The 19,185-nt window shown below is 53.1% G+C and carries 19 protein-coding genes; 4 read left to right on the top strand and 15 right to left on the bottom strand.

Annotation, left to right across the window (positions count from 1 at the left end; genetic code table 11):
* Window position 1: 1 nt before the first annotated feature.
* Window positions 2–451 (bottom strand): transcriptional regulator NrdR, encoded by a 450-nt coding sequence (gene nrdR, locus J4728_RS03680; protein WP_000543533.1) that lies wholly within the window; start codon window positions 449–451, stop codon window positions 2–4.
* Window positions 452–602: 151 nt separating this feature from the next.
* Between nrdR and J4728_RS03675 the strand changes: the two genes are divergently transcribed.
* The gene (locus J4728_RS03675; RefSeq protein ID WP_000198486.1) at window positions 603–1,142 is read left to right on the top strand and encodes a DUF3251 domain-containing protein; all 540 of its coding nucleotides are present in this window, start codon (window positions 603–605) and stop codon (window positions 1,140–1,142) included.
* Window positions 1,143–1,441: 299 nt separating this feature from the next.
* Window positions 1,442–2,305, top strand: a complete 864-nt coding sequence (locus J4728_RS03670) for a nucleoside-specific channel-forming protein Tsx (RefSeq protein ID WP_000752021.1) — start codon at window positions 1,442–1,444, stop codon at window positions 2,303–2,305.
* Window positions 2,306–2,388: 83 nt separating this feature from the next.
* Here the strand turns inward: J4728_RS03670 and J4728_RS03665 are convergent, their stop codons facing one another.
* The 9 genes from J4728_RS03665 to queA form a co-directional block, all read right to left on the bottom strand.
* A complete protein-coding gene (locus J4728_RS03665) occupies window positions 2,389–2,496 on the bottom strand; it encodes a type I toxin-antitoxin system toxin Ldr family protein (protein ID WP_000176312.1) in 108 nt (35 codons plus the stop codon).
* 438 nt (window positions 2,497–2,934) lie between these two features.
* Window positions 2,935–3,282: an HNH nuclease YajD gene (gene yajD / locus J4728_RS03660; RefSeq protein ID WP_000974818.1), complete on the bottom strand. Its 348-nt coding sequence runs from the start codon at window positions 3,280–3,282 to the stop codon at window positions 2,935–2,937.
* Window positions 3,283–3,451: 169 nt separating this feature from the next.
* Window positions 3,452–4,144: a helix-turn-helix transcriptional regulator gene (locus tag J4728_RS03655; protein WP_000198318.1), complete on the bottom strand. Its 693-nt coding sequence runs from the start codon at window positions 4,142–4,144 to the stop codon at window positions 3,452–3,454.
* A 25-nt stretch (window positions 4,145–4,169) separates the two neighbouring features.
* Window positions 4,170–4,535 (bottom strand): VOC family protein, encoded by a 366-nt coding sequence (locus J4728_RS03650; protein ID WP_208211215.1) that lies wholly within the window; start codon window positions 4,533–4,535, stop codon window positions 4,170–4,172.
* 148 nt (window positions 4,536–4,683) lie between these two features.
* Window positions 4,684–5,655, bottom strand: coding sequence for a protein translocase subunit SecF (gene secF / locus J4728_RS03645; RefSeq protein ID WP_000046629.1), 972 nt, complete (start codon window positions 5,653–5,655; stop codon window positions 4,684–4,686).
* Between the two features lie 10 nt (window positions 5,656–5,665).
* Entirely contained in the window at window positions 5,666–7,513 is a 1,848-nt protein-coding gene (gene secD, locus J4728_RS03640; RefSeq protein ID WP_000934808.1) for a protein translocase subunit SecD, read from the bottom strand.
* 27 nt (window positions 7,514–7,540) lie between these two features.
* Complete coding sequence (yajC, locus tag J4728_RS03635; RefSeq protein ID WP_000007628.1) at window positions 7,541–7,873, bottom strand: preprotein translocase subunit YajC; 333 nt, start codon at window positions 7,871–7,873, stop codon at window positions 7,541–7,543.
* A 22-nt stretch (window positions 7,874–7,895) separates the two neighbouring features.
* On the bottom strand, window positions 7,896–9,023 hold the full coding sequence (gene tgt, locus J4728_RS03630; protein WP_000667305.1) for a tRNA guanosine(34) transglycosylase Tgt: 1,128 nt from the start codon (window positions 9,021–9,023) through the stop codon (window positions 7,896–7,898).
* 196 nt (window positions 9,024–9,219) lie between these two features.
* Window positions 9,220–10,284 carry a tRNA preQ1(34) S-adenosylmethionine ribosyltransferase-isomerase QueA gene (gene queA / locus J4728_RS03625; protein ID WP_052934493.1) on the bottom strand — a complete coding sequence of 355 codons (1,065 nt, stop codon included), beginning with the start codon at window positions 10,282–10,284 and terminating at the stop codon, window positions 9,220–9,222.
* Window positions 10,285–10,377: 93 nt separating this feature from the next.
* On the opposite strand from queA, the gene acpH reads away from it, so the two are divergent.
* Together acpH and J4728_RS03615 are read left to right on the top strand one after the other, a co-directional pair.
* A complete protein-coding gene (gene acpH, locus J4728_RS03620; protein ID WP_001009858.1) occupies window positions 10,378–10,959 on the top strand; it encodes an ACP phosphodiesterase in 582 nt (193 codons plus the stop codon).
* A gap of 209 nt (window positions 10,960–11,168) precedes the next feature.
* Window positions 11,169–11,771 carry a peroxiredoxin gene (locus J4728_RS03615; RefSeq protein WP_000244731.1) on the top strand — a complete coding sequence of 201 codons (603 nt, stop codon included), beginning with the start codon at window positions 11,169–11,171 and terminating at the stop codon, window positions 11,769–11,771.
* 71 nt (window positions 11,772–11,842) lie between these two features.
* Here J4728_RS03615 and malZ read toward each other — a convergent pair whose 3' ends face one another.
* From malZ to phoB, 5 genes are all read right to left on the bottom strand, one after another.
* Window positions 11,843–13,660: a maltodextrin glucosidase gene (gene malZ, locus J4728_RS03610; RefSeq protein ID WP_000930724.1), complete on the bottom strand. Its 1,818-nt coding sequence runs from the start codon at window positions 13,658–13,660 to the stop codon at window positions 11,843–11,845.
* Between the two features lie 161 nt (window positions 13,661–13,821).
* The gene (gene proY, locus J4728_RS03605; RefSeq protein ID WP_000445556.1) at window positions 13,822–15,192 is read right to left on the bottom strand and encodes a proline-specific permease ProY; all 1,371 of its coding nucleotides are present in this window, start codon (window positions 15,190–15,192) and stop codon (window positions 13,822–13,824) included.
* A 74-nt stretch (window positions 15,193–15,266) separates the two neighbouring features.
* On the bottom strand, window positions 15,267–16,586 hold the full coding sequence (gene brnQ / locus J4728_RS03600) for a branched-chain amino acid transporter carrier protein BrnQ (protein WP_000149625.1): 1,320 nt from the start codon (window positions 16,584–16,586) through the stop codon (window positions 15,267–15,269).
* Between the two features lie 408 nt (window positions 16,587–16,994).
* Window positions 16,995–18,290 carry a phosphate regulon sensor histidine kinase PhoR gene (gene phoR / locus J4728_RS03595; protein WP_000893645.1) on the bottom strand — a complete coding sequence of 432 codons (1,296 nt, stop codon included), beginning with the start codon at window positions 18,288–18,290 and terminating at the stop codon, window positions 16,995–16,997.
* A gap of 69 nt (window positions 18,291–18,359) precedes the next feature.
* Window positions 18,360–19,049: a phosphate response regulator transcription factor PhoB gene (phoB, locus tag J4728_RS03590; protein ID WP_000113921.1), complete on the bottom strand. Its 690-nt coding sequence runs from the start codon at window positions 19,047–19,049 to the stop codon at window positions 18,360–18,362.
* Window positions 19,050–19,185: the final 136 nt, after the last annotated feature.

The following is a 19,185-nucleotide window of genomic DNA, read 5'->3' as shown; positions in this document are numbered from 1 at the left end:
CTTAGTCCTGTAGGCGAGCGATTTCTTCGCCAAAGTCTTTGATATCTTCGAAACTGCGATAGACGGAGGCAAAGCGAATATACGCGACTTTATCGAGTTTTTTCAGCTGCTCCATGACCAGGTTGCCAATCATCTTGCTGGGAACTTCACGCTCCCCAGTGGCACGTAATTGTGACTTAATATGGTTCAATGCCATTTCAACATCATCTGCGCTGACGGGTCTTTTTTCCAGCGCTCTCAACATGCCGCTACGCAGCTTATCCTCATTAAAGGGTTCGCGCACATCGTTGCTTTTTATCACGCGCGGCATGACCAGTTCAGCCACTTCAAAGGTCGTAAAGCGTTCATTACACACCAGGCACTGCCGACGGCGGCGCACGGACGAGCCCTCGCCTACAAGACGAGAGTCAATGACTTTGGTATCTACGGCGAAACAAAATGGGCAATGCATACGGCGTCCTGACCAGATGATTTAGGAAATGCTATTTTACCCTGAACTGGCGCGACAACAAAGGCGGAGCGCTTTTGAGATAAAGGATCGGTGCCTTTGTGCGTATAGCGCACTACCATTACGCTATCGAACCATGAAGGAAATGATCGACATGACAAGACGTTACCTAAGAATTCTCCTGGTGGGAAGTCTCTTGAGCCTGACCGCCTGCGCGCCGCAGAGCGAAGTTCGCCAGATGCATCAAAGCATTAGCACCCTGAATAAAGAGATGACCCAACTGAATCAGGAAACGGTAAAAATTACCCAACAAAATAAGCTGAATGCGGAGTCAACCCGCGGCGTCTATTTGTTGCCTGGCGCCAATACGCCTGCCCGGCTGGAGAGTCAGATCGGTACGCTACGTATGACGTTGCTGGAGATTACGCCTGTCGCAGACGGCGCTCACGCAACGTTACGCATTCAGGGCGAGTCCCGCGATCCGCTGCCGGCATTCAGCGCTACCGTAGAGTACGGGCAAATTCAGGGCACTACGGAGAACTATCAGGAGGTGAATGCACAGAGCCTTCTGGTAAATGCCCCTGCCAGTTTGCTGGCGCCCAGTGATGTCAATATTTCGTTACCGTTGAAGGGGATCACACCGGCGCAGTTAGGCTTCATTCGCATCCATGATATTCAGCCTGTTAATCAATAAACGTTCTGGCGGAGCGTTTTGTGCGTTCCGCAACATCCCCCGCGCGACTTTTGTTGCCCTACTGACATTTCCGTCATTTATGACATGAATTGGTAATATTCATGAAAGATAGTACTGTCGCCGCGTCTAAAATGCGCAAACGTGAACGCAATCGATTACGTAAATGATAGATATGTGAAACAAGACATATTTTTGTGAGCAATGATTTTTATAATAGGCTCCGCAGAAACACGAAATATTTAGAAACGCAAATTGCGTTCTTTTCACTCCCGTAAGGGATTTCAAACAGTGGCATACATATGAAAAAAACTTTACTCGCAGTCAGCGCAGCGCTGGCGCTCACCTCATCTTTTACTGCTAACGCAGCAGAAAATGATCAGCCGCAGTATTTGTCCGACTGGTGGCACCAGAGCGTAAACGTGGTAGGCAGCTACCATACCCGTTTCTCGCCGAAATTGAACAACGACGTCTATCTGGAATATGAAGCATTTGCCAAAAAAGACTGGTTTGATTTCTACGGCTATATCGATATTCCCAAAACCTTTGATTGGGGTAACGGCAACGATAAAGGTATCTGGTCCGACGGTTCTCCGCTGTTCATGGAAATCGAACCGCGTTTCTCGATTGATAAGCTGACCGGCGCAGACCTGAGCTTCGGCCCGTTTAAAGAGTGGTATTTCGCCAACAACTACATCTACGATATGGGCGATAACAAAGCCAGCCGCCAGAGCACATGGTATATGGGTCTGGGGACCGATATCGACACCGGCCTGCCGATGGGCCTGTCGCTGAACGTGTATGCGAAATATCAGTGGCAAAACTACGGCGCGTCCAATGAAAACGAATGGGACGGCTACCGTTTCAAAGTGAAATACTTCGTCCCCATCACCGATCTGTGGGGCGGTAAACTGAGCTATATCGGCTTTACCAACTTTGACTGGGGATCTGATTTAGGCGACGATCCGAACCGTACCAGCAACTCCATCGCTTCTAGCCATATCCTGGCGCTGAACTACGATCACTGGCACTACTCGGTCGTTGCGCGTTACTTCCATAACGGCGGACAGTGGCAGAATGGCGCAAAACTGAACTGGGGCGACGGCGATTTCAGCGCGAAATCTACCGGCTGGGGCGGCTACCTGGTCGTGGGTTATAACTTCTAAACCTGCAAAAAAGGCCAGAGGTCGTCCTCTGGCCCGTTTCGGGCGCATGCTGCCATGCGGCGGCGAGTCGCGCCCACTTCACATTACTTCCGGCGATGCCACCAGCCTAAAAACAGACCTGTCGCAATCCCGACCAGCGTTGGTGCCGCCAGATCGTGCCAGATAGTAATGCTCAACTCTGTGAGCGTCATATTGCCGCCTTTGTTGCAATGGCAACGGTTCGCGGCTATCCTCAACTTGTCTGGAGTCAAGTTAGCCCCCGTAATGTTGCCGGTGAATACCGAACAATGTGCGGGGGTTTTCTCTTTCCAGCGACAAGGCCACCGGGGATCAAGCCCCCGCAACATTGCGCCTCACCGGGTTGCCCCGGCTTACCGCTGATTCTACTCTGCTCGCCAGTATCGGCAGGACTTAAAAACAAAAAAATCCCAACCTTGCGATCGGGACTCCAGTGACAATGTATGCGTTACAGGACGTTTGGGGGCTGACGACAAACTCCGGGGCTGAAAAAATGTCGGATTGCATCCGACCTACGAAAACCAATAATTCATTTATATTGCGGATTCCGTTGGGTGGAGCGAAGCGTAACCTAACATTCAACAGCACCAACAGCTTTGTCAGCAGTCTGCTTATTTCTTTTTGTTCATCATCGCTTTCAGATCGGCAAACGGGTTATAAGTCGCCTCGCCGACATCTTTTTGCGCATCTTCCCCGGCAATGACCGTCGAACCGTACTGATCGGCTTCGGTATATTTAGAATGCTCATGATCGTGGCAGTAGAGGCACAATAGCTCCCAGTTGCTGCCGTCTTCCGGGTTATTGGTGTGGTCATGATCGATATGATGCACCGTCAGCTCACGCAGATTTGAATACACAAACTCACGGGAACAACGTCCGCACACCCACGGAAACAGCTTCAGCGCTTTTTCACGATAGCCGCTTTCCAGGCGCGCGTAGTTTTTTGGGATGATAGCCATAATTAACAGGTACCTGAATAATACAAAGGGTTATGCGCAGTTTCCCGCGAAGCCGGGCTTTTAGCAATGATTCTGTGCAACTTATATATCCAGGTAAGCAAGGCTATTTCAGGCAAACTGATGACCAATCAACCCGTTTTACAAGCGTTAGAGGTATCGCTATCACATCTTACGGCATTTTTTCGTGCTCGACTTTTCGCAAAAAATCACGCAAAGAACGGTCGATTGTTTCACGAAATCGCCGGTTAAGCGGAGTAATTTGTAAACAGCGATCGAGGCGAAAACACCGATAGTCTTCCCGTCTCTCACACCAGGCAACCAGCAGCCAGTGCTCTCCCCAGAAAAACAATCCCAGCGGTTGTATATCCCGCGAAGAGAGATGCCCCGCTTCATCACGATAATGTAGCGCCAACACCTGCTGCGCCGAAACGGCCTGATGGATAAGATCAAACGCGCTGCGCGAATGTGGAGATGTACCCAAATCCGGAGCGTAAATCCGTGTCTGCTCCGCTTTACGGCGGCTCTCTTCCGGCAAAATGGCCAACACTTTTTCCTGGGCGGATTCAAGCTCGCGCGATAGCGAATCGCCGCCCCAGGTTTTCAATAACCGTATAGCCACCATCAGTGCTTCCGATTCACGATGGGTAAGCATCAAGGGCGGCAGATCAAAACCCGCCATTAAACGGTATCCGCTCCCCGCTTCACCTTCGACAGGCACACCGGATAACGACAGATCGCGAATATCGCGATAAATCGTCCGTTCAGAAACCGCAAGCCGCTGTGCCAACAGCGCTGCCGTCGTCAGTCGTCTACCCCGCAAAATTTGCACGATCTGAAACAAACGGTCAGCGCGTCGGGTCATATTGACTCTCTTATTTTAGCGAATATCACGCGGGTTGATGCAAACCTATTCGATTGCCTTCGCTGTCAATAAACAAAGCAATAGTTCCAATATCATCTCCGGGCTCTATCGGTTCCAGAACACACTTGCCGCCAGCGAGAACGATACGTTCAATTGTGGCTAACAAATCCGCGGTATGCAGGTAAATAACGACTCCCTGCGCAACTGGAGCGACATCATCATGTTTTATCAACGCTCCGCCGGGTGCTGGCTCAGCATACGGGAATACGGCCAAATCCGTCCCGTCCATATTTTCACGGCGTAACGATATCTGTATCACTTGCTCATAAAAGGTGATTGCACGCGCCATATCAGTGACCGGAATTTCAAACCAGTTAATGATGTTTTTCATACATCCTCCTGCCTGTGTGGGTAAATTCATGAGGAGTGTATGACAGGGCTCCTGACAGCATACTGTCAGTAATGTTTATCGTCATGGTACATAAACAAAAAAAATCCCGGTCGCATGACCGGGACTCAAACAACGCTTAAATACGTTCTTACGGCAGAATGGACGGCTGATCCGCCCCTTCTTTCTCGACTTTCTGTTGCAGCATGTGCTCTCGCTTCATGCCCAATTTGAGCGCCAGCGCCGATGCCACGTAGATAGACGAAGCGGTACCGATAGAAACGCCAATCAGCATGGTCAGCGAGAAGCCTTCCAGTACCGGACCGCCGAAGAGGTACAGCATCAGAATTACCACTAACGTCGTACCGGAGGTAATCAACGTACGGTGTAGCGTCTGGGTCAGCGACACGTTAAAGATTTCGTAAGGCGTCCCGCGACGGATTTTGCGGAAGTTTTCACGAATACGGTCAGAGACCACGATACTGTCGTTCAGCGAGTAACCGATCACCGACATCAACGATGCCACAATGGTCAGGTCAATCTCGATATGGAAAAGCGACAGTATCCCCAGCGTAATGATTACGTCGTGCGCCAGCGCGATGACCACCCCTGCCGCCAGTCGCCACTCAAAGCGGAAACCGACATAAACGAGGATAGAGATCAACGCCACCAGCAGCGCCATAGCGCCGGTTTGCGCCAGATCGGCGCCCACGCTTGGCCCCACGAATTCAATACGCTTCACGGCCGCGTTCTGGTTGGTGGCTTCATTAATGATCGTCACCACTTTGCTACCCAGTACCTGACCGCCGGTTTCACCTTCGGTTGGCGGCATACGCACCATAATGTCGTGACTGCTGCCAAAGTTCTGCAACTGCGGCTCTTCATAGCCCGCTTTTTGCAGCGCTTCGCGCATCACGTCCATTTCAGCCGGTTTTTCCAGCGTGATTTCAATTACCGTACCACCGGTGAAATCCAGCCCCCAGTTAAACCCGCGTACACCCATAATGACAATGGCCGCGATCAGCAACAGCCCGGAGATGCCGAATGCCCAGAAGTCCCAGCGCATAAAGTCATAGACTTTACGGCCGTGGTTTAGTTGTTCAACAGTGTATTCCTGTGCCACATCGCACTCCTCAGATTGACAGCTTAGTGACGCGCTTGCCGCCATATAGCAGGTTTACGATAGCACGCGTACCGATAATCGCGGTAAACATCGACGTCGCCACACCGATACCGGTCGTAATCGCGAACCCTTTAATTGCCCCGGTACCGACAGCATACAGAATGATGACTTTAATCAGCGTCGTGATGTTCGCATCGAAGATGGAACTGAACGCGCCGGCATAGCCTTCGTTTATCGCCTGCTGTACCGTGCGGCCATTACTCAACTCTTCTTTGATACGTTCGTTAATCAGAACGTTGGCGTCGACCGCCACCGCAAGGGTTAACACGATACCCGCAATCCCCGGCATACTGAGCGTTGCCCCCGGCAACAGCGACATGATACCGACAATCAACACCAGGTTAGCCACTAACGCGCTGGTCGCAATCAGACCAAACTTCTTATAGAAGAAGATCATGAACAGGATGGAGACCACCAGACCGGCCAGACAGGCTTCCAGGCCCTGCTTGATGTTCTGCATACCCAGAGTCGGGCCAATGGTGCGCTCTTCAACGATCTGAATCGGCGCAATCAGGGCGCCCGCACGCAGCAGCAACGAGAGCTGACGCGCTTCGTTCGGGTTGCTGATACCGGTAATACGGAAGCTGTTACCCAGCCGAGACTGGATGTTGGCAATGTTAATCACCTCTTCCTGTTTCACCAGTACGGCGCGACCGTTAGCGTCTTTCTTACCGCTGTCTTTATACTCCACAAACAGGGTTGCCATCGGTTTGCCGATATTGTCCTTAGTGAAGTTAGACATGATATTGCCGCCTGCGCTATCCAGCGAGATGTTAACCTGCGGTTGGTTATATTCATCCTGGCTGGACGTCGAGTCGGTGATATGGTCGCCGGTGAGGATCACGCGTTTGTACAATACCACCGGCTGACCTTCGCGGGTCTGTTTCACTTCGGAATCGCCCGGTACGCGCCCGGCGGCAGCGGCGGCCTGGTCAACGTTGGTATTCACCAGACGGAATTCCAGCGTCGCGGTCGCGCCGAGAATTTCTTTCGCGCGAGCGGTATCCTGGATACCCGGCAGCTCAACCACAATACGGTCTGCGCCCTGGCGTTGTACGACAGGCTCCGCGACGCCCAGTTGGTTAACACGGTTACGCAGAATATTAATGTTCTGCTGAACGGCGTATTCGCGCGCTTCGCTCAGGCGCGCATCGGTCATTACCGCGCGAAGTTGATTACCGCCCTGGCTGGAAATCACCAGGTCACGATGACGCGGCGTCAGATAGGCGATCGCCTCATCACGCGCTTTGCTGTCACGGAACGTGATGCTCAACCCATAATTATTTTCTTTACGAACGGTGGTATAAGGAATGCCTTTTTCACGCAGATCGCTGCGCAGGCTATCGATATTTTGTTCCTGGAGTTTACCTAACGCGGTATCCATATCCACTTCCATCAGGAAGTGAACGCCGCCGCGCAGATCAAGACCGAGCTTCATCGGATCGGCGTGAATAGCCGCCAACCAGCGCGGCGTAGCCGGCGCAAGGTTAAGCGCCACGACATATTTATCCCCCAGCACGCTCATCAGCGCTTCACGGGCGCGTAGCTGGGTATCGGTGGTGTCGAAGCGCGCAAGAATAGCGCCCTCTTCCAGTGCCACAGACTTAGCGGGAATTTTTTCTTCTTGTAACGTTTTCTGGACCTGGATCAGCGTTTGCTCACTGGCGGCGACGCCGCGCACGCCAGTGATTTGAACAGCCGGATCCTCACCATACAGGTTGGGAAGTGCGTAAAGCAGGCCGACGATAATCACGACGACCAGCATGATGTACTTCCACAAAGGATAACGGTTTAACACGGCAGTTCCCTTTGGGAAAACGAAATATTACAGCGCCTTCATGGTGCCTTTCGGCAGAACGGCAGCTACGAAGTCACGTTTGATAACCACTTCCGTGGTGTCATTCAGCGCGATGGCAATGTAGCCGGCTTCCGCTACTTTGGTCACTCGACCGACCAGACCGCCATTCGTCAGAACTTCATCACCTTTCGCAATGGAGTCCATCAGCTTTTTGTGCTCTTTGGTGCGCTTCTGCTGCGGGCGCAGGATCATGAAATAGAAAATCAGACCAAACACCACCAGCATTAAAATCAGAGACATCGGGCTGCCCTGCGCTGGAGCACCTGTTGCCGCTACCGCATCAGAAATAAAAAAGCTCATTCAAATTCCCTCATTATTAAAATTAATCAACGTTCAAAGGTGGAACGGGTCGCCCCTGACGTTGGTAAAACTCGGTTACGAAGCTCTCTAATTTACCCTCTTCAATAGCCTTGCGTAAACCCGCCATCAAACGCTGGTAGTAACGCAAGTTATGAATGGTATTGAGACGCGCACCTAATATTTCGTTGCAACGGTCGAGATGATGCAAGTAAGCGCGTGAATAATTGCGACAGGTGTAGCAATCGCACTCGGCGTCAAGCGGGCTGGTGTCGCTTTTATGCTTTGCATTACGAATCTTCACCACGCCGTCGGTCACAAACAGATGACCATTACGGGCATTTCGCGTTGGCATGACACAGTCAAACATATCAATACCGCGACGCACCCCTTCCACCAGATCTTCCGGTTTACCCACGCCCATCAGGTAACGCGGTTTGTCAGCCGGGATCTGCGGGCAAACGTGCTCCAGAATGCGGTGCATATCTGCTTTCGGCTCACCGACAGCCAAACCGCCGACAGCGTAGCCATCAAAGCCAATCTCTACCAGACCTTTCACCGAGATATCGCGTAAATCTTCGTAAACGCTGCCCTGAATGATGCCAAAAAGCGCATTCTTATTGCCAAGGCTATCAAAACGGTCGCGGCTACGCTTCGCCCAACGCAACGACATCTCCATCGAGCGTTTCGCATAGTCCCAGTCTGCCGGGTACGGCGTACATTCATCAAAGATCATCACGATATCGGAACCGAGATCGTACTGGATCTCCATCGACTTTTCCGGATCGAGGAAAATCGGATCACCGTTGATCGGGTTACGGAAGTGCACGCCTTGCTCGGTAATCTTACGAATATCGCCGAGGCTGAAGACCTGGAAGCCGCCGGAATCGGTGAGAATCGGCCCTTTCCACTGCATAAAATCGTGCAGATCGCCATGCAGCTTCATGATCTCCTGACCCGGACGCAGCCACAGGTGGAAAGTGTTGCCGAGAATAATCTGCGCGCCGGTCGCTTCCACTTCTTCCGGCGTCATGCCTTTCACGGTACCGTAAGTACCCACAGGCATAAAAGCAGGCGTTTCCACTACGCCACGATCAAACACCAGACGACCGCGACGCGCGCGACCATCGGTGGTATCTAACTCAAATTTCATTATCACTCCTGCGTCAGAAAAACAGTCCGACGTTTAACGACTCGCTACGGAATGATTCCATAGCTAATAAATTCCCGAAGGCGTCATCGGCGCAGCCAGTTTGGGGTCGACCAGCGCACAGCCACCGGAGCGTACACGCAGTACGTGAGGATGGCGAGCACTGCCCGGCGTCAAAATGGCAAGTGAGATAGCCTTCTTACGGACGCTCAGAAATAGCCTGCGGATTGTACGTGATAAACATCGCGTCCCCGTAGCTAAAAAAGCGATATTTTTGTTCTACCGCAGTCTTATAGGCATTCATGGTGTGTTGATAACCGGCAAATGCGGAAACCAGCATAATCAACGTCGATTCCGGCAGATGGAAGTTGGTGATCAGCGCATCAATCACTTTGTATTGATAACCTGGATAAATAAAGATTTGCGTATCGCCGAAGAACGGCTCTATCAAATCGCTTTTTGCCGCCTGCGCCGCGCTTTCCAGCGAGCGTACCGAGGTGGTGCCGACCGCAATCACGCGGTTGCCGCGCGCTTTCGCCGCCAGCACCGCGTCGACCACCTCTTGCGGCACCTCAGCATATTCGGAGTGCATGATGTGATCTTCAATGGTATCGACACGCACCGGCTGGAAAGTGCCCGCGCCTACGTGTAGCGTAACAAACGCCATTTCGACACCTTTCTCACGAAGCGCCGCCAGCAGCGGCTCATCAAAGTGCAGCCCCGCGGTCGGCGCGGCGACGGCGCCCGGTTTTTTACTGTAGACCGTCTGGTACAGTTCGCGGTCGGCGTCCTCGTCCGGACGGTCGATGTACGGCGGTAACGGCATATGGCCGATGGCGTTGAGAATATCCAGCACCGGACGCGGGTCATTAAACTCAACTTCAAACAGAGCGCCGTGACGCGCGGTCATGGTCGCGTGAATACTTTCGTCGTCGCCCAGTAGCAGTTCCGTGCCCGGTTTTGGCGCTTTAGAAGCGCGAATATGCGCCAGGATGCGTTTATCATCGAGCATACGTTCGACCAGCACTTCTATCTTGCCGCCGCTGGCTTTACGGCCAAAGAGCCGCGCCGGGATCACGCGGGTATTATTGAAGACCAGCAAATCGCCAGGGTTGAGCTTATCGAGCAGATCGGTGAAAGTACCGTGCGTCAGCGCGCCCGTCGGCCCCTCTAATGACAGCAAACGGCAGCGACTGCGTTCCGGCTGTGGGTAGTGGGCAATCAGGGATTCGGGTAGTTCAAAGGAAAAATCGGTAACGCGCATGACTCTGACTCAGACTAAAATAAGAGGCGGGTAGTCTAGTGCCGGGGCGTTCCCGCTGCAACCGTTACCCGCTTTTTGGACAGAGAATCAATAATGAATTTTCTTGCTCACCTGCATCTGGCGCACCTTGCCGACAGCTCGCTTTCCGGTAATCTTCTGGCCGATTTTGTCCGCGGTAACCCGGCAACACATTATCCTCCTGACGTGGTAGAGGGTATTTATATGCATCGGCGTATTGACGTCATGACCGACAACCTGCCGGAAGTTCGTGAGGCGCGAGAGTGGTTCCGCCATGAAACGCGGCGCGTGGCGCCCATTACGCTGGACGTCATGTGGGATCATTTTTTATCGCGCCACTGGACGCAAATCTCCCCTGATTTTCCACTTCAGGCGTTTGTCGGCTACGCCCATGCGCAGGTCGCGACGATTCTGCCCGACTCCCCGCCGCGCTTTGTCAACCTGAATGATTATCTTTGGTCAGAAAAATGGTTAGAGCGGTATCGCGATATGGATTTCATTCAAAACGTGCTGAATGGCATGGCGAATCGCCGTCCCCGGCTGGATGCCTTGCGTGATTCCTGGTACGATCTGGACGCGCACTACGACGCGTTAGAAGAGCGCTTCTGGCATTTTTATCCGCGTATGATGGCACAGGCCGCCCGCAAAGCGCTGTGACGGCCTGATAGCGAGGGCGTGCGTCAGATCCGCCGTTGGCAGAAAGATCGTTCGCTGTCATAAAAGGGTCATCATTACGATTTATAATGACCCGATCGATAGGCAAAAGCTGTCTCATTGATTGTCAAGACCGCATTGTTTTGTCGCTTCGCCCTCCCTATACTGCCCGCGTTGCGTTCTAAAACCCTTAATATTGCAGGAGAATTATTATGGTACTGGTTACTCGTCAGGCCCCGGATTTCACCGCTGCGGCGGTACTGGGTAGCGGTGAGATTGTTGATAAATTCAACTTCAAACAGCACACCAATGGTAAAACGACCGTTCTGTTCTTCTGGCCGATGGACTTCACTTTTGTTTGCCCGTCTGAGCTGATCGCCTTTGATAAACGTTATGAAGAATTCCAGAAGCGCGGCGTTGAAGTGGTCGGCGTTTCTTTCGACTCTGAGTTCGTTCACAACGCATGGCGTAACACCCCTGTCGATAAAGGCGGCATTGGCCCGGTGAAATACGCAATGGTCGCCGACGTGAAGCGTGAAATTCAGAAAGCTTACGGTATCGAACACCCGGACGAAGGCGTTGCGCTGCGCGGCTCTTTCCTGATTGACGCTAACGGTATTGTTCGCCACCAGGTCGTAAACGATCTGCCGCTGGGTCGTAATATCGACGAAATGCTGCGTATGGTCGACGCGCTGCAGTTCCACGAAGAGCACGGTGATGTCTGCCCGGCGCAGTGGGAAAAAGGCAAAGAAGGCATGAACGCCTCTCCGGATGGCGTGGCTAAATACCTGGCTGAGAACATTTCCAGCCTGTAAGTCAGTGCATTGATAAAAGGCTCGCGAATGCGAGCCTTTTTTATGCGTAAGGTGTTACGAACCACCTCGCCTCAACGATTCATCCATACCGTCGCGGAAATCGCGGGTAAACTAAGTCTTCCCTCACGGATGTCACCGCTTCCCGTTTTACATTGCCATCCGGCCACGTTCAGCAACGGCAACGCTTCCAGCGCCACTTCACAGGCCTCGCCCCGGTTAATAGCCACCAGCGCCCGCTGCTGCTGATAAACTCGCACGAATACCACTACGTCACCTTCGGCATACAGCGCCTGGCATCCGCCACGACGCAGCGCCAGACTGCTCTGGCGCAGTTTCGCCATACGCTGGTACAGCGCCAGCAAGTTGCCGTCCTGCTTGCGTTCATCCCATGGGAACGGTTTGCGGCACATGGGGTCATTTGCGCCGTCCACGCCGACTTCATCGCCGTAATAAATACATGGCACGCCGGGCCAGGTAAACAGCCAGACCACCGCCAGCGGCAGGCGCGCCGCGTCTTTACCCAGCAGAGTTTTAAAGCGCGCAGTATCATGGCTGTCGAGTTGATTAAACATGCGCAGTTGTTGCTGATGTGACAGCCCGGCGCGGTAGTTATCCATCCACGCGATACAGGTCCGGGCATCAATATGCTGTGGTTCGTAAGCGATATCAGTATTGGCGAGAAATCCCCATAGCGGGAAGGTGAAGCCGCGATAATTCATGGCGGCATCTTCCGCATCGGCCTGTAGCCACTGCCGCGCATCGCCGAAATGTTCCCCCACAATATAGGCTTCGGGCTGCGCCTCTTTTGCCGCCCGGGTAATACCGGCGACGTGCTGCAAATTATGACGCGCCCCGCCCGCCTCGCCCAGCATATGTACGACATCCAGCCGCCAGCCGTCCATATTCCACGGAGCCTTTAGCCAGTGACGAACGATACTGTCCTCACCGCGATAGATCTCATCGACCAGCGTTTCTGATTGATAATCGAGTTTCGGCAGGCTCGGATAACCCAGCCAGTCCAGCGCCACGCCTTGTGGTGAAAAGGAGTACCAGTCGCGCCACGGCGAGTCCGGGTGATGGCACGCGCCGCCAGTGCTGCGGTTATGCCTGTCAAACCACGCATGCGAGTCGCCACTATGATTAAACACGCCATCCAGCACCAGCCTCATGCCCTGCGCCTGGGTTTCACGCCGCAGGCGTAGCAGCGCCCGATCGCCGCCAAATTGCGGATCGACATGGCGATAATCTTCCGTATCGTACTTATGGACGCTCGGCGCGGTAAATACCGGATTCAGATATAGCGCTGTGACGCCCAGTTTTTTCAGATACGGCAGCTTCTCACAAATGCCATTCAGACAGCCGCCGTAAAAGGTGGAACCGCCCGCCTGGGGGGTGAGCGGTTCATCCCACTCTTTACGCACGATGTCGTGACCGGCAGCATGGTGGTAATACACCTTATCCTGCCCGGCTTCACGAGACTGGCTGCGGGCAAAACGATCCGGGAAGATCTGATAAAAAATTTGATCGGCGACCCACTGCGGGCCGCTATCCGGCACATCAACCGCAAATTGTTCCAGACGCGCAGGCGGAAAACGGCTAAATCCCTGTGGCGTAAACCAAAGCTGGCGGTCATGCCAAAGCAATTTAAAGCTGTAACGGCGACGGGGTTGCCCTAACGCGATATTGAGCGTCGCTCGCCACGCCGTCACGCCCGGCTGCGGCTGGCGGCGCTGTTTGCGCATCGCCAGTGAGATTTCTTCATTATCGAATTCTGAGCGCAACGTCACGCGAGACGGCGGATTTTCTCCGCTCAGCCACAGCGTAATGGTTAATTTATCGTTATGTTGCTTCACAAATGGGGCAACCGGTAAGTGCCAGGCATTCAACATCTCGTATCCCCTCTACTGAAAATGGGGCCACCTTGCCACAGAGATTTAAAGGATAACTCATCATCCAGGGGTTTATTAGGGGAGGAGGCTCCAGGAGGAGAAGCGGCTCCGCTTATCCGGTCTACCGTTGCCTGCAGACCGGATAAGGCAGAGAAAAACGACTACGCCTGCGCCAATTGACGGTCGCGACGGCGTTTAAATATCCAGCCAATCAACAGCAGAACTATCCAGGCGAAGCCCACATACAGTGAGATGCGGGTATCCGGATGGTAGCCGATAAGCGCAATAATGAAGACCAGGAAAATCAGACCCGCTATCGTCGTTACGACACCGCCCGGCACCTTAAATTTCAGCGCTTTTACCTCTTCCGGCGGTAAACGACGACGGAAGGCGATTTGCGACAGCAGGATCATAATCCATACCCATACCGTCGCAAACGTCGCCAGCGAAGCAATCACCAGGAAGACGTTTTCCGGCATGATGTAGTTCAGGTAAACCGCAAACAGCAGCGCAATCGTCATCACCAGTACAGTGACCCACGGAATACCACGGCGTGACGTTTTGGCAAAGATTTTCGGCGCGCTCCCCTGCTCCGCCATACCATGCAGCATACGGCCTACGCCAAACACATCGGAGTTGATAGCGGAAAGCGAGGCGGTCAATACCACAAAGTTCAGAATGCTGGCGGCAAAGGTAATCCCCATATGCTGGAACGTCAGCACAAATGGACTGCCGTTTGTGCCGACCTGATTCCACGGATAGATAGACATAATGACGAACAGCGTGCCGACATAAAATACCAGGATACGCATCGGTACTGAGTTAATGGCGCGCGGAATGGATTTCTCCGGGTCTTTCGCTTCCCCGGCGGTGATACCGATAATCTCAATCCCGCCGTAAGCGAACATCACCATTTGCAGCGACATGATCATTCCCAGCCAGCCATTGCTGAAGAAGCCGCCGTTGCTCCACAGGTTATGAATGCCGGTGGGCTGCCCGCCGTTGCCAATTCCCCACACAATGATGCCGATACCCGCGACAATCATGATAATAATGGTGGCGACTTTGAAGAAGGAGAACCAAAACTCCAGCTCGCCGAACACCTTGACGCTCATCAGGTTGATGGCGCAAATGATCAGCACCACGCTAAGCACCCAAATCCAGTGCGGCACGGCGGGGAACCAGACCCCCATGTAAATGCCGAACGCGGTCACGTCAGCAATGGCGACGATCAGGATCTCAAAACAGTAGGTCCAGCCGGTAATGTAGCCCGCAAGCGGGCCGAGGTTTTCCTGCGCATAGCGCGAAAATGAGCTGGCGGCAGGGTTGTGAACGGACATTTCCCCCAATGCGCGCATAATGATATATGCCGCGACCCCGCCAATAATATAGGCCAACAGCACGCTCGGCCCCGCCATTTTGATGGCGTCCGCCGAGCCGTAAAACAGGCCGGTGCCGATTGCCGAACCTAATGCCATAAAGCGAATGTGCCGGGTGCTCAGCCCACGCTTTAGCTTATTATTGCTTTCCATCAATTTCTGACCTATCAACACAATAAAAAACCACGGGGCGTTAAGCCCCGTGGTGTACACATATGTCAGCGATTTTAGTGGGCGCTGGAGGTCACCTGCCGACCCGCCGCGCGATCCCAGATAATCGCCAGGATCACCATCACCACCGTTGGCATCAACCACGCCAGTCCCTGTTCCGCCAGCGGCAAACGCTGACTCCAGGCTGGCAGCATATCGCCAAAAGCAGATGCTTTGATGCCGTCAAGGATACCAAAAAGCAGACTGATAAACATGGCCGGCGCGATGATACGGGTGGAATTATGCCACCATGAGCGGGTAAAACTTAATACAACCAGTGCGATACATGGCGGATAGATAGCCGTCAGCACCGGAATGGAGATTTGAATCAGATGGCTCAGTCCGAGGTTTGACACCACCATAGAGAAGCCGCCGAGAATAAAGACCAGCGTGCGGTAAGACAGCGGAATATACTGCGCGAAAAACTCAGCGCAGGCGCAGGTCAGCCCCACCGCCGTCACCAGACACGCGATAAAGATCAGCGCCGCCAGCAGGAAGCTTCCCGCGCCGCCAAAGGTATGCTGAACGTAGGCATGAAGAATCGCCGCGCCGTTCGCTGACTGATCGACCAGCGTCGCGCTATCAGAACCTAAGCGGAACAAGGCAAGGTAAAGCAGCGTCAGCCCCACGCCCGCCATCAGGCCGGCCCAGACCGTGTAACGCGTCAACAGGCGCGCTTCGGTAACGCCGCGAGAACGCGCCGCGTTCACAATAACGATACCAAACACCATTGCGCCCAGCGTATCCATCGTCAGATAGCCGTTCACAAACCCGTTAGAAAAGGCCGCATTCTGATAAGCGTCCAGGGCGTTGCTGATTGGACCGGCAGGCCAAACGATAGCCGCGACGGACAGGATGACCAGCGCAATAATTTTCAACGGCGCCAGGAAATTCCCCACCGTATCCAGCAGCTTACCCGGATAGAGGGAAACCAGAATAACGATAGCGAAATAGACCACGCTGTAAATCAGCAACGGCATTGCAGAATCGCCGGTCAACGGAGCGATACCGACCTCAAACGACACCGTCGCGGTACGCGGCGTCGCAAATAACGGCCCGACGGCCAGATAGCAAACGGTCGCCAGCAGGAGTCCCGCCACTTTACCAATCGGCGTACTGAGGCTGTCTACGCCGCCGCCGACTTTCGCCAGCGCCACAACAGTAAGAACCGGTAGCCCTACGGCGGTAATCAGAAAGCCAATAGCGGCTGTCCAGACGTGTTCACCCGCCTGCAAACCGACCATAGGAGGAAAGATAATATTGCCTGCGCCAACGAACAGCGCAAATGTCATAAAGCCCAGGGCGATGATATCGCGCGATTTTAACTGATGGGTCATAAAGTCTTACTGCCTGTGGATGGTGATGTTGTAAACATTAAAATTTTTGCCTTTCCCGGAGGATTATAAAGCGGCGTTTTTTATCAATTTCAGCGGGAAAAGCTCCCGGACCGATGCGGCGAAGAATTGTTTTTCGATTTACCGCGCAAATGCAGTCGTAATGACAGCACCTGAAGCGCAATTTAAACGCTTATAACGTTTTAAAGCAAGGTGGGATCTAAAAACCAGATGAATATAGCGATATGAAATTTACAACCAGAATAAAACACCATTCTCATGAAAAAGTTATGGCTAATCATGCGAACAAAAAATCACCAAACGTTGAATGTTTCAACGAGCCCGTCTTAACTGCAAAGAAAATAAGCCAGCATCCGCTGGCTTATGGAAAGTTATACTTACGAAAGGCAATTAATCGCTATTTTTGGCAATTAAACGTTCCGGCAGCACAAAGCTAAATCGCGTTCCTTTGCCAGGCGAACTGTCGATTTCAAGGCGGCTTTCATGGTGATTCAACGCATGTTTCACAATCGCCAATCCCAGGCCGCTGCCGCCCGTTTGCCGCGAACGCGCTTTATCGACACGGTAGAAGCGTTCGGTCAGACGAGGAATATGCTCGGCAGCAATCCCCGGACCGTTATCTTGAATGCAAAACTCAGCGCCATGCGCGACACGTCGCCAGCTCACCGTAATATGCGTTCCCGCCGGCGTATGGTTTACTGCGTTATACACCAGGTTTGAGATCGCGCTACGTAGCTGCTCTTCATTGCCCAGAACGCTAAGACTATCGTCGACCTCAAACGTAAAGGTATGTTTCTGCTGGCTGAGCGTCTGCGCTTCACGCTCCACGACCCGCAGCATCATCGGTACATCCACTTTTTCATTTAATAACAGCGCCGGGGCCGCCTCAATTTTAGACAGCGTAAGCAGTTGTTTTACCAGCCCTTCCATACGATACGTTTGCTCGCGCATCGTATGCAGCGCTTTCTCTCGCGTCGCCCCCTCCAGCGCCTGTTCCTGCATCATTTCCAGATAGCCTTGCAATACTGTCAAGGGCGTACGCAATTCATGGCTAACGTTGGCGAAAAAGTTACGTCTGGCGCCTTCAAGCTGATGCATTTGCGTCACATCGCGCGCCACCATCAGGAGTTGTTTATCGGTATAAGGCATGACGCGGATCTCCAGGTGCCGCCCGGTATTGAGCACCAAATGAAGCGGACGGGTGAAATCACGCGTTTTTAAATACTGGGTAAACTCCGGATAACGCAGTAGATTGAGAATATTCTGCCCGTTGTCATCCGGCCAGCGTAGCCCCAGTATCTGTTGCGCCAAACCGTTACACCAAAAAATGCCGCCCTCTTCTGTGGTCAGTACCACGGCATCAGGCAGCGACTCCGCGCCGCTGCGAAAACGTTTAATCAAGTTCCCCAGCTCGCGACGACGCTTCTTATTTCGCAACTGCATCTGGTGTAAACCGTATAACAGCGGTTCCCAACTTCCCCGTCCCGGCGGCGGCGTCATACTTCTGTCGACCCAAAGCCACCAGGAAAGACGTAATAAATTCCAGAAATGCCAGACAAGCAGTCCCGTCACCGCCGCCAGTAAAAACCACGGCAGATAACCAAAAAAAGCGCTAAGGATAAGCGCGGGGATGCAACAGAGCACCAGCTCCAGCACCAGCCTTTTCCATGACAGCCGTTCCAGCACGCGTCATACTCCCTCAAGAATGGAAAGCCTTCTCCGCCAGAAACCTGTGTTCTACTGGCGGAAAAGGCATTAAAAGCGGGTCGAAAAACGATACCCTGTCCCGCGTACCGTTTGCACCATCCGGTCGTGGCCGCTGTGCTCCAGCGCCTTACGCAAACGGCGAATATGCACGTCGACCGTCCGGTCTTCAACGTACACATTGGTGCCCCAGACATGATTGAGTAGCTGTTCGCGGCTGTAAACCCGTTCCGGGTGCGTCATAAAGAAATGGAGTAATTTAAATTCGGTCGGCCCCATATCCAGCGGGCTGTCGCCGGTCATCACGCGGTGAGAGCCGGGATCAAGGCTCAGTCCCTGCATCTCGATCACCTCTTCGACCGCCATCGGCGAGATACGCCGCATAACGGCTTTAATGCGCGCCACCAACTCCTTGGGGGAAAACGGCTTGGTAATGTAATCGTCAGCGCCGGTTTCCAGCCCGCGCACACGATCTTCTTCCTCACCTCTCGCGGTCAGCATAACCACAGGAATATCCCGGGTCATGGCCTCACGTTTGAGATGTTTAATAAACTGTAACCCTGACCCGCCGGGCAACATCCAGTCAAGAAGGATGAGATCCGGCCAGGGTTCATTAAGTTTATTCACCGCACTGTCATAATCTTCGGCTTCTACGGGCTGAAAGCCATTTTGTTCGAGCACGAAGCACACCATTTCACGGATCGGCGCCTCATCTTCTACGACCAGAATACGTCTCGCCATAATTTGCCCTGTTAGTCGTTAGTTATCAATGCCGCGCCATTATGCGTCAGATTTATGACAGATTTATGAAAAAAAGGCGGCATTGACAGCATGTTGATGATTTATGACACCGGTGAAACCGTGCATTACCGTGTAC

Origin of the sequence: Salmonella sp. 32070601201500089SM (genome assembly GCF_017573605.1) — a bacterium.
GTDB classification, from domain to species: Bacteria; Pseudomonadota; Gammaproteobacteria; order Enterobacterales; family Enterobacteriaceae; genus Salmonella; species Salmonella enterica.
Note: the sequence above shows the minus strand (reverse complement) of the source record. Positions and strands in the feature narration are given on the sequence as shown.

What these genes read in the sequence shown, in the direction of transcription:
- J4728_RS03670 (WP_000752021.1), top strand. Translation starts at nt 1,442, where the DNA reads ATGAAAAAAACTTTACTCGCAGTCAGCGCAGCGCTGGCGCTCACCTCA.
- yajD (WP_000974818.1), bottom strand. Translation starts at nt 3,282, where the DNA reads ATGGCTATCATCCCAAAAAACTACGCGCGCCTGGAAAGCGGCTATCGT.
- J4728_RS03655 (WP_000198318.1), bottom strand. Translation starts at nt 4,144, where the DNA reads ATGACCCGACGCGCTGACCGTTTGTTTCAGATCGTGCAAATTTTGCGG.
- malZ (WP_000930724.1), bottom strand. Translation starts at nt 13,660, where the DNA reads ATGTTGAATGCCTGGCACTTACCGGTTGCCCCATTTGTGAAGCAACAT.
- J4728_RS03650 (WP_208211215.1), bottom strand. Translation starts at nt 4,535, where the DNA reads ATGAAAAACATCATTAACTGGTTTGAAATTCCGGTCACTGATATGGCG.
- tgt (WP_000667305.1), bottom strand. Translation starts at nt 9,023, where the DNA reads ATGAAATTTGAGTTAGATACCACCGATGGTCGCGCGCGTCGCGGTCGT.
- brnQ (WP_000149625.1), bottom strand. Translation starts at nt 16,586, where the DNA reads ATGACCCATCAGTTAAAATCGCGCGATATCATCGCCCTGGGCTTTATG.
- J4728_RS03675 (WP_000198486.1), top strand. Translation starts at nt 603, where the DNA reads ATGACAAGACGTTACCTAAGAATTCTCCTGGTGGGAAGTCTCTTGAGC.
- queA (WP_052934493.1), bottom strand. Translation starts at nt 10,284, where the DNA reads ATGCGCGTTACCGATTTTTCCTTTGAACTACCCGAATCCCTGATTGCC.
- yajC (WP_000007628.1), bottom strand. Translation starts at nt 7,873, where the DNA reads ATGAGCTTTTTTATTTCTGATGCGGTAGCGGCAACAGGTGCTCCAGCG.
- J4728_RS03615 (WP_000244731.1), top strand. Translation starts at nt 11,169, where the DNA reads ATGGTACTGGTTACTCGTCAGGCCCCGGATTTCACCGCTGCGGCGGTA.
- acpH (WP_001009858.1), top strand. Translation starts at nt 10,378, where the DNA reads ATGAATTTTCTTGCTCACCTGCATCTGGCGCACCTTGCCGACAGCTCG.
- nrdR (WP_000543533.1), bottom strand. Translation starts at nt 451, where the DNA reads ATGCATTGCCCATTTTGTTTCGCCGTAGATACCAAAGTCATTGACTCT.
- phoB (WP_000113921.1), bottom strand. Translation starts at nt 19,049, where the DNA reads ATGGCGAGACGTATTCTGGTCGTAGAAGATGAGGCGCCGATCCGTGAA.
- J4728_RS03665 (WP_000176312.1), bottom strand. Translation starts at nt 2,496, where the DNA reads ATGACGCTCACAGAGTTGAGCATTACTATCTGGCACGATCTGGCGGCA.
- proY (WP_000445556.1), bottom strand. Translation starts at nt 15,192, where the DNA reads ATGGAAAGCAATAATAAGCTAAAGCGTGGGCTGAGCACCCGGCACATT.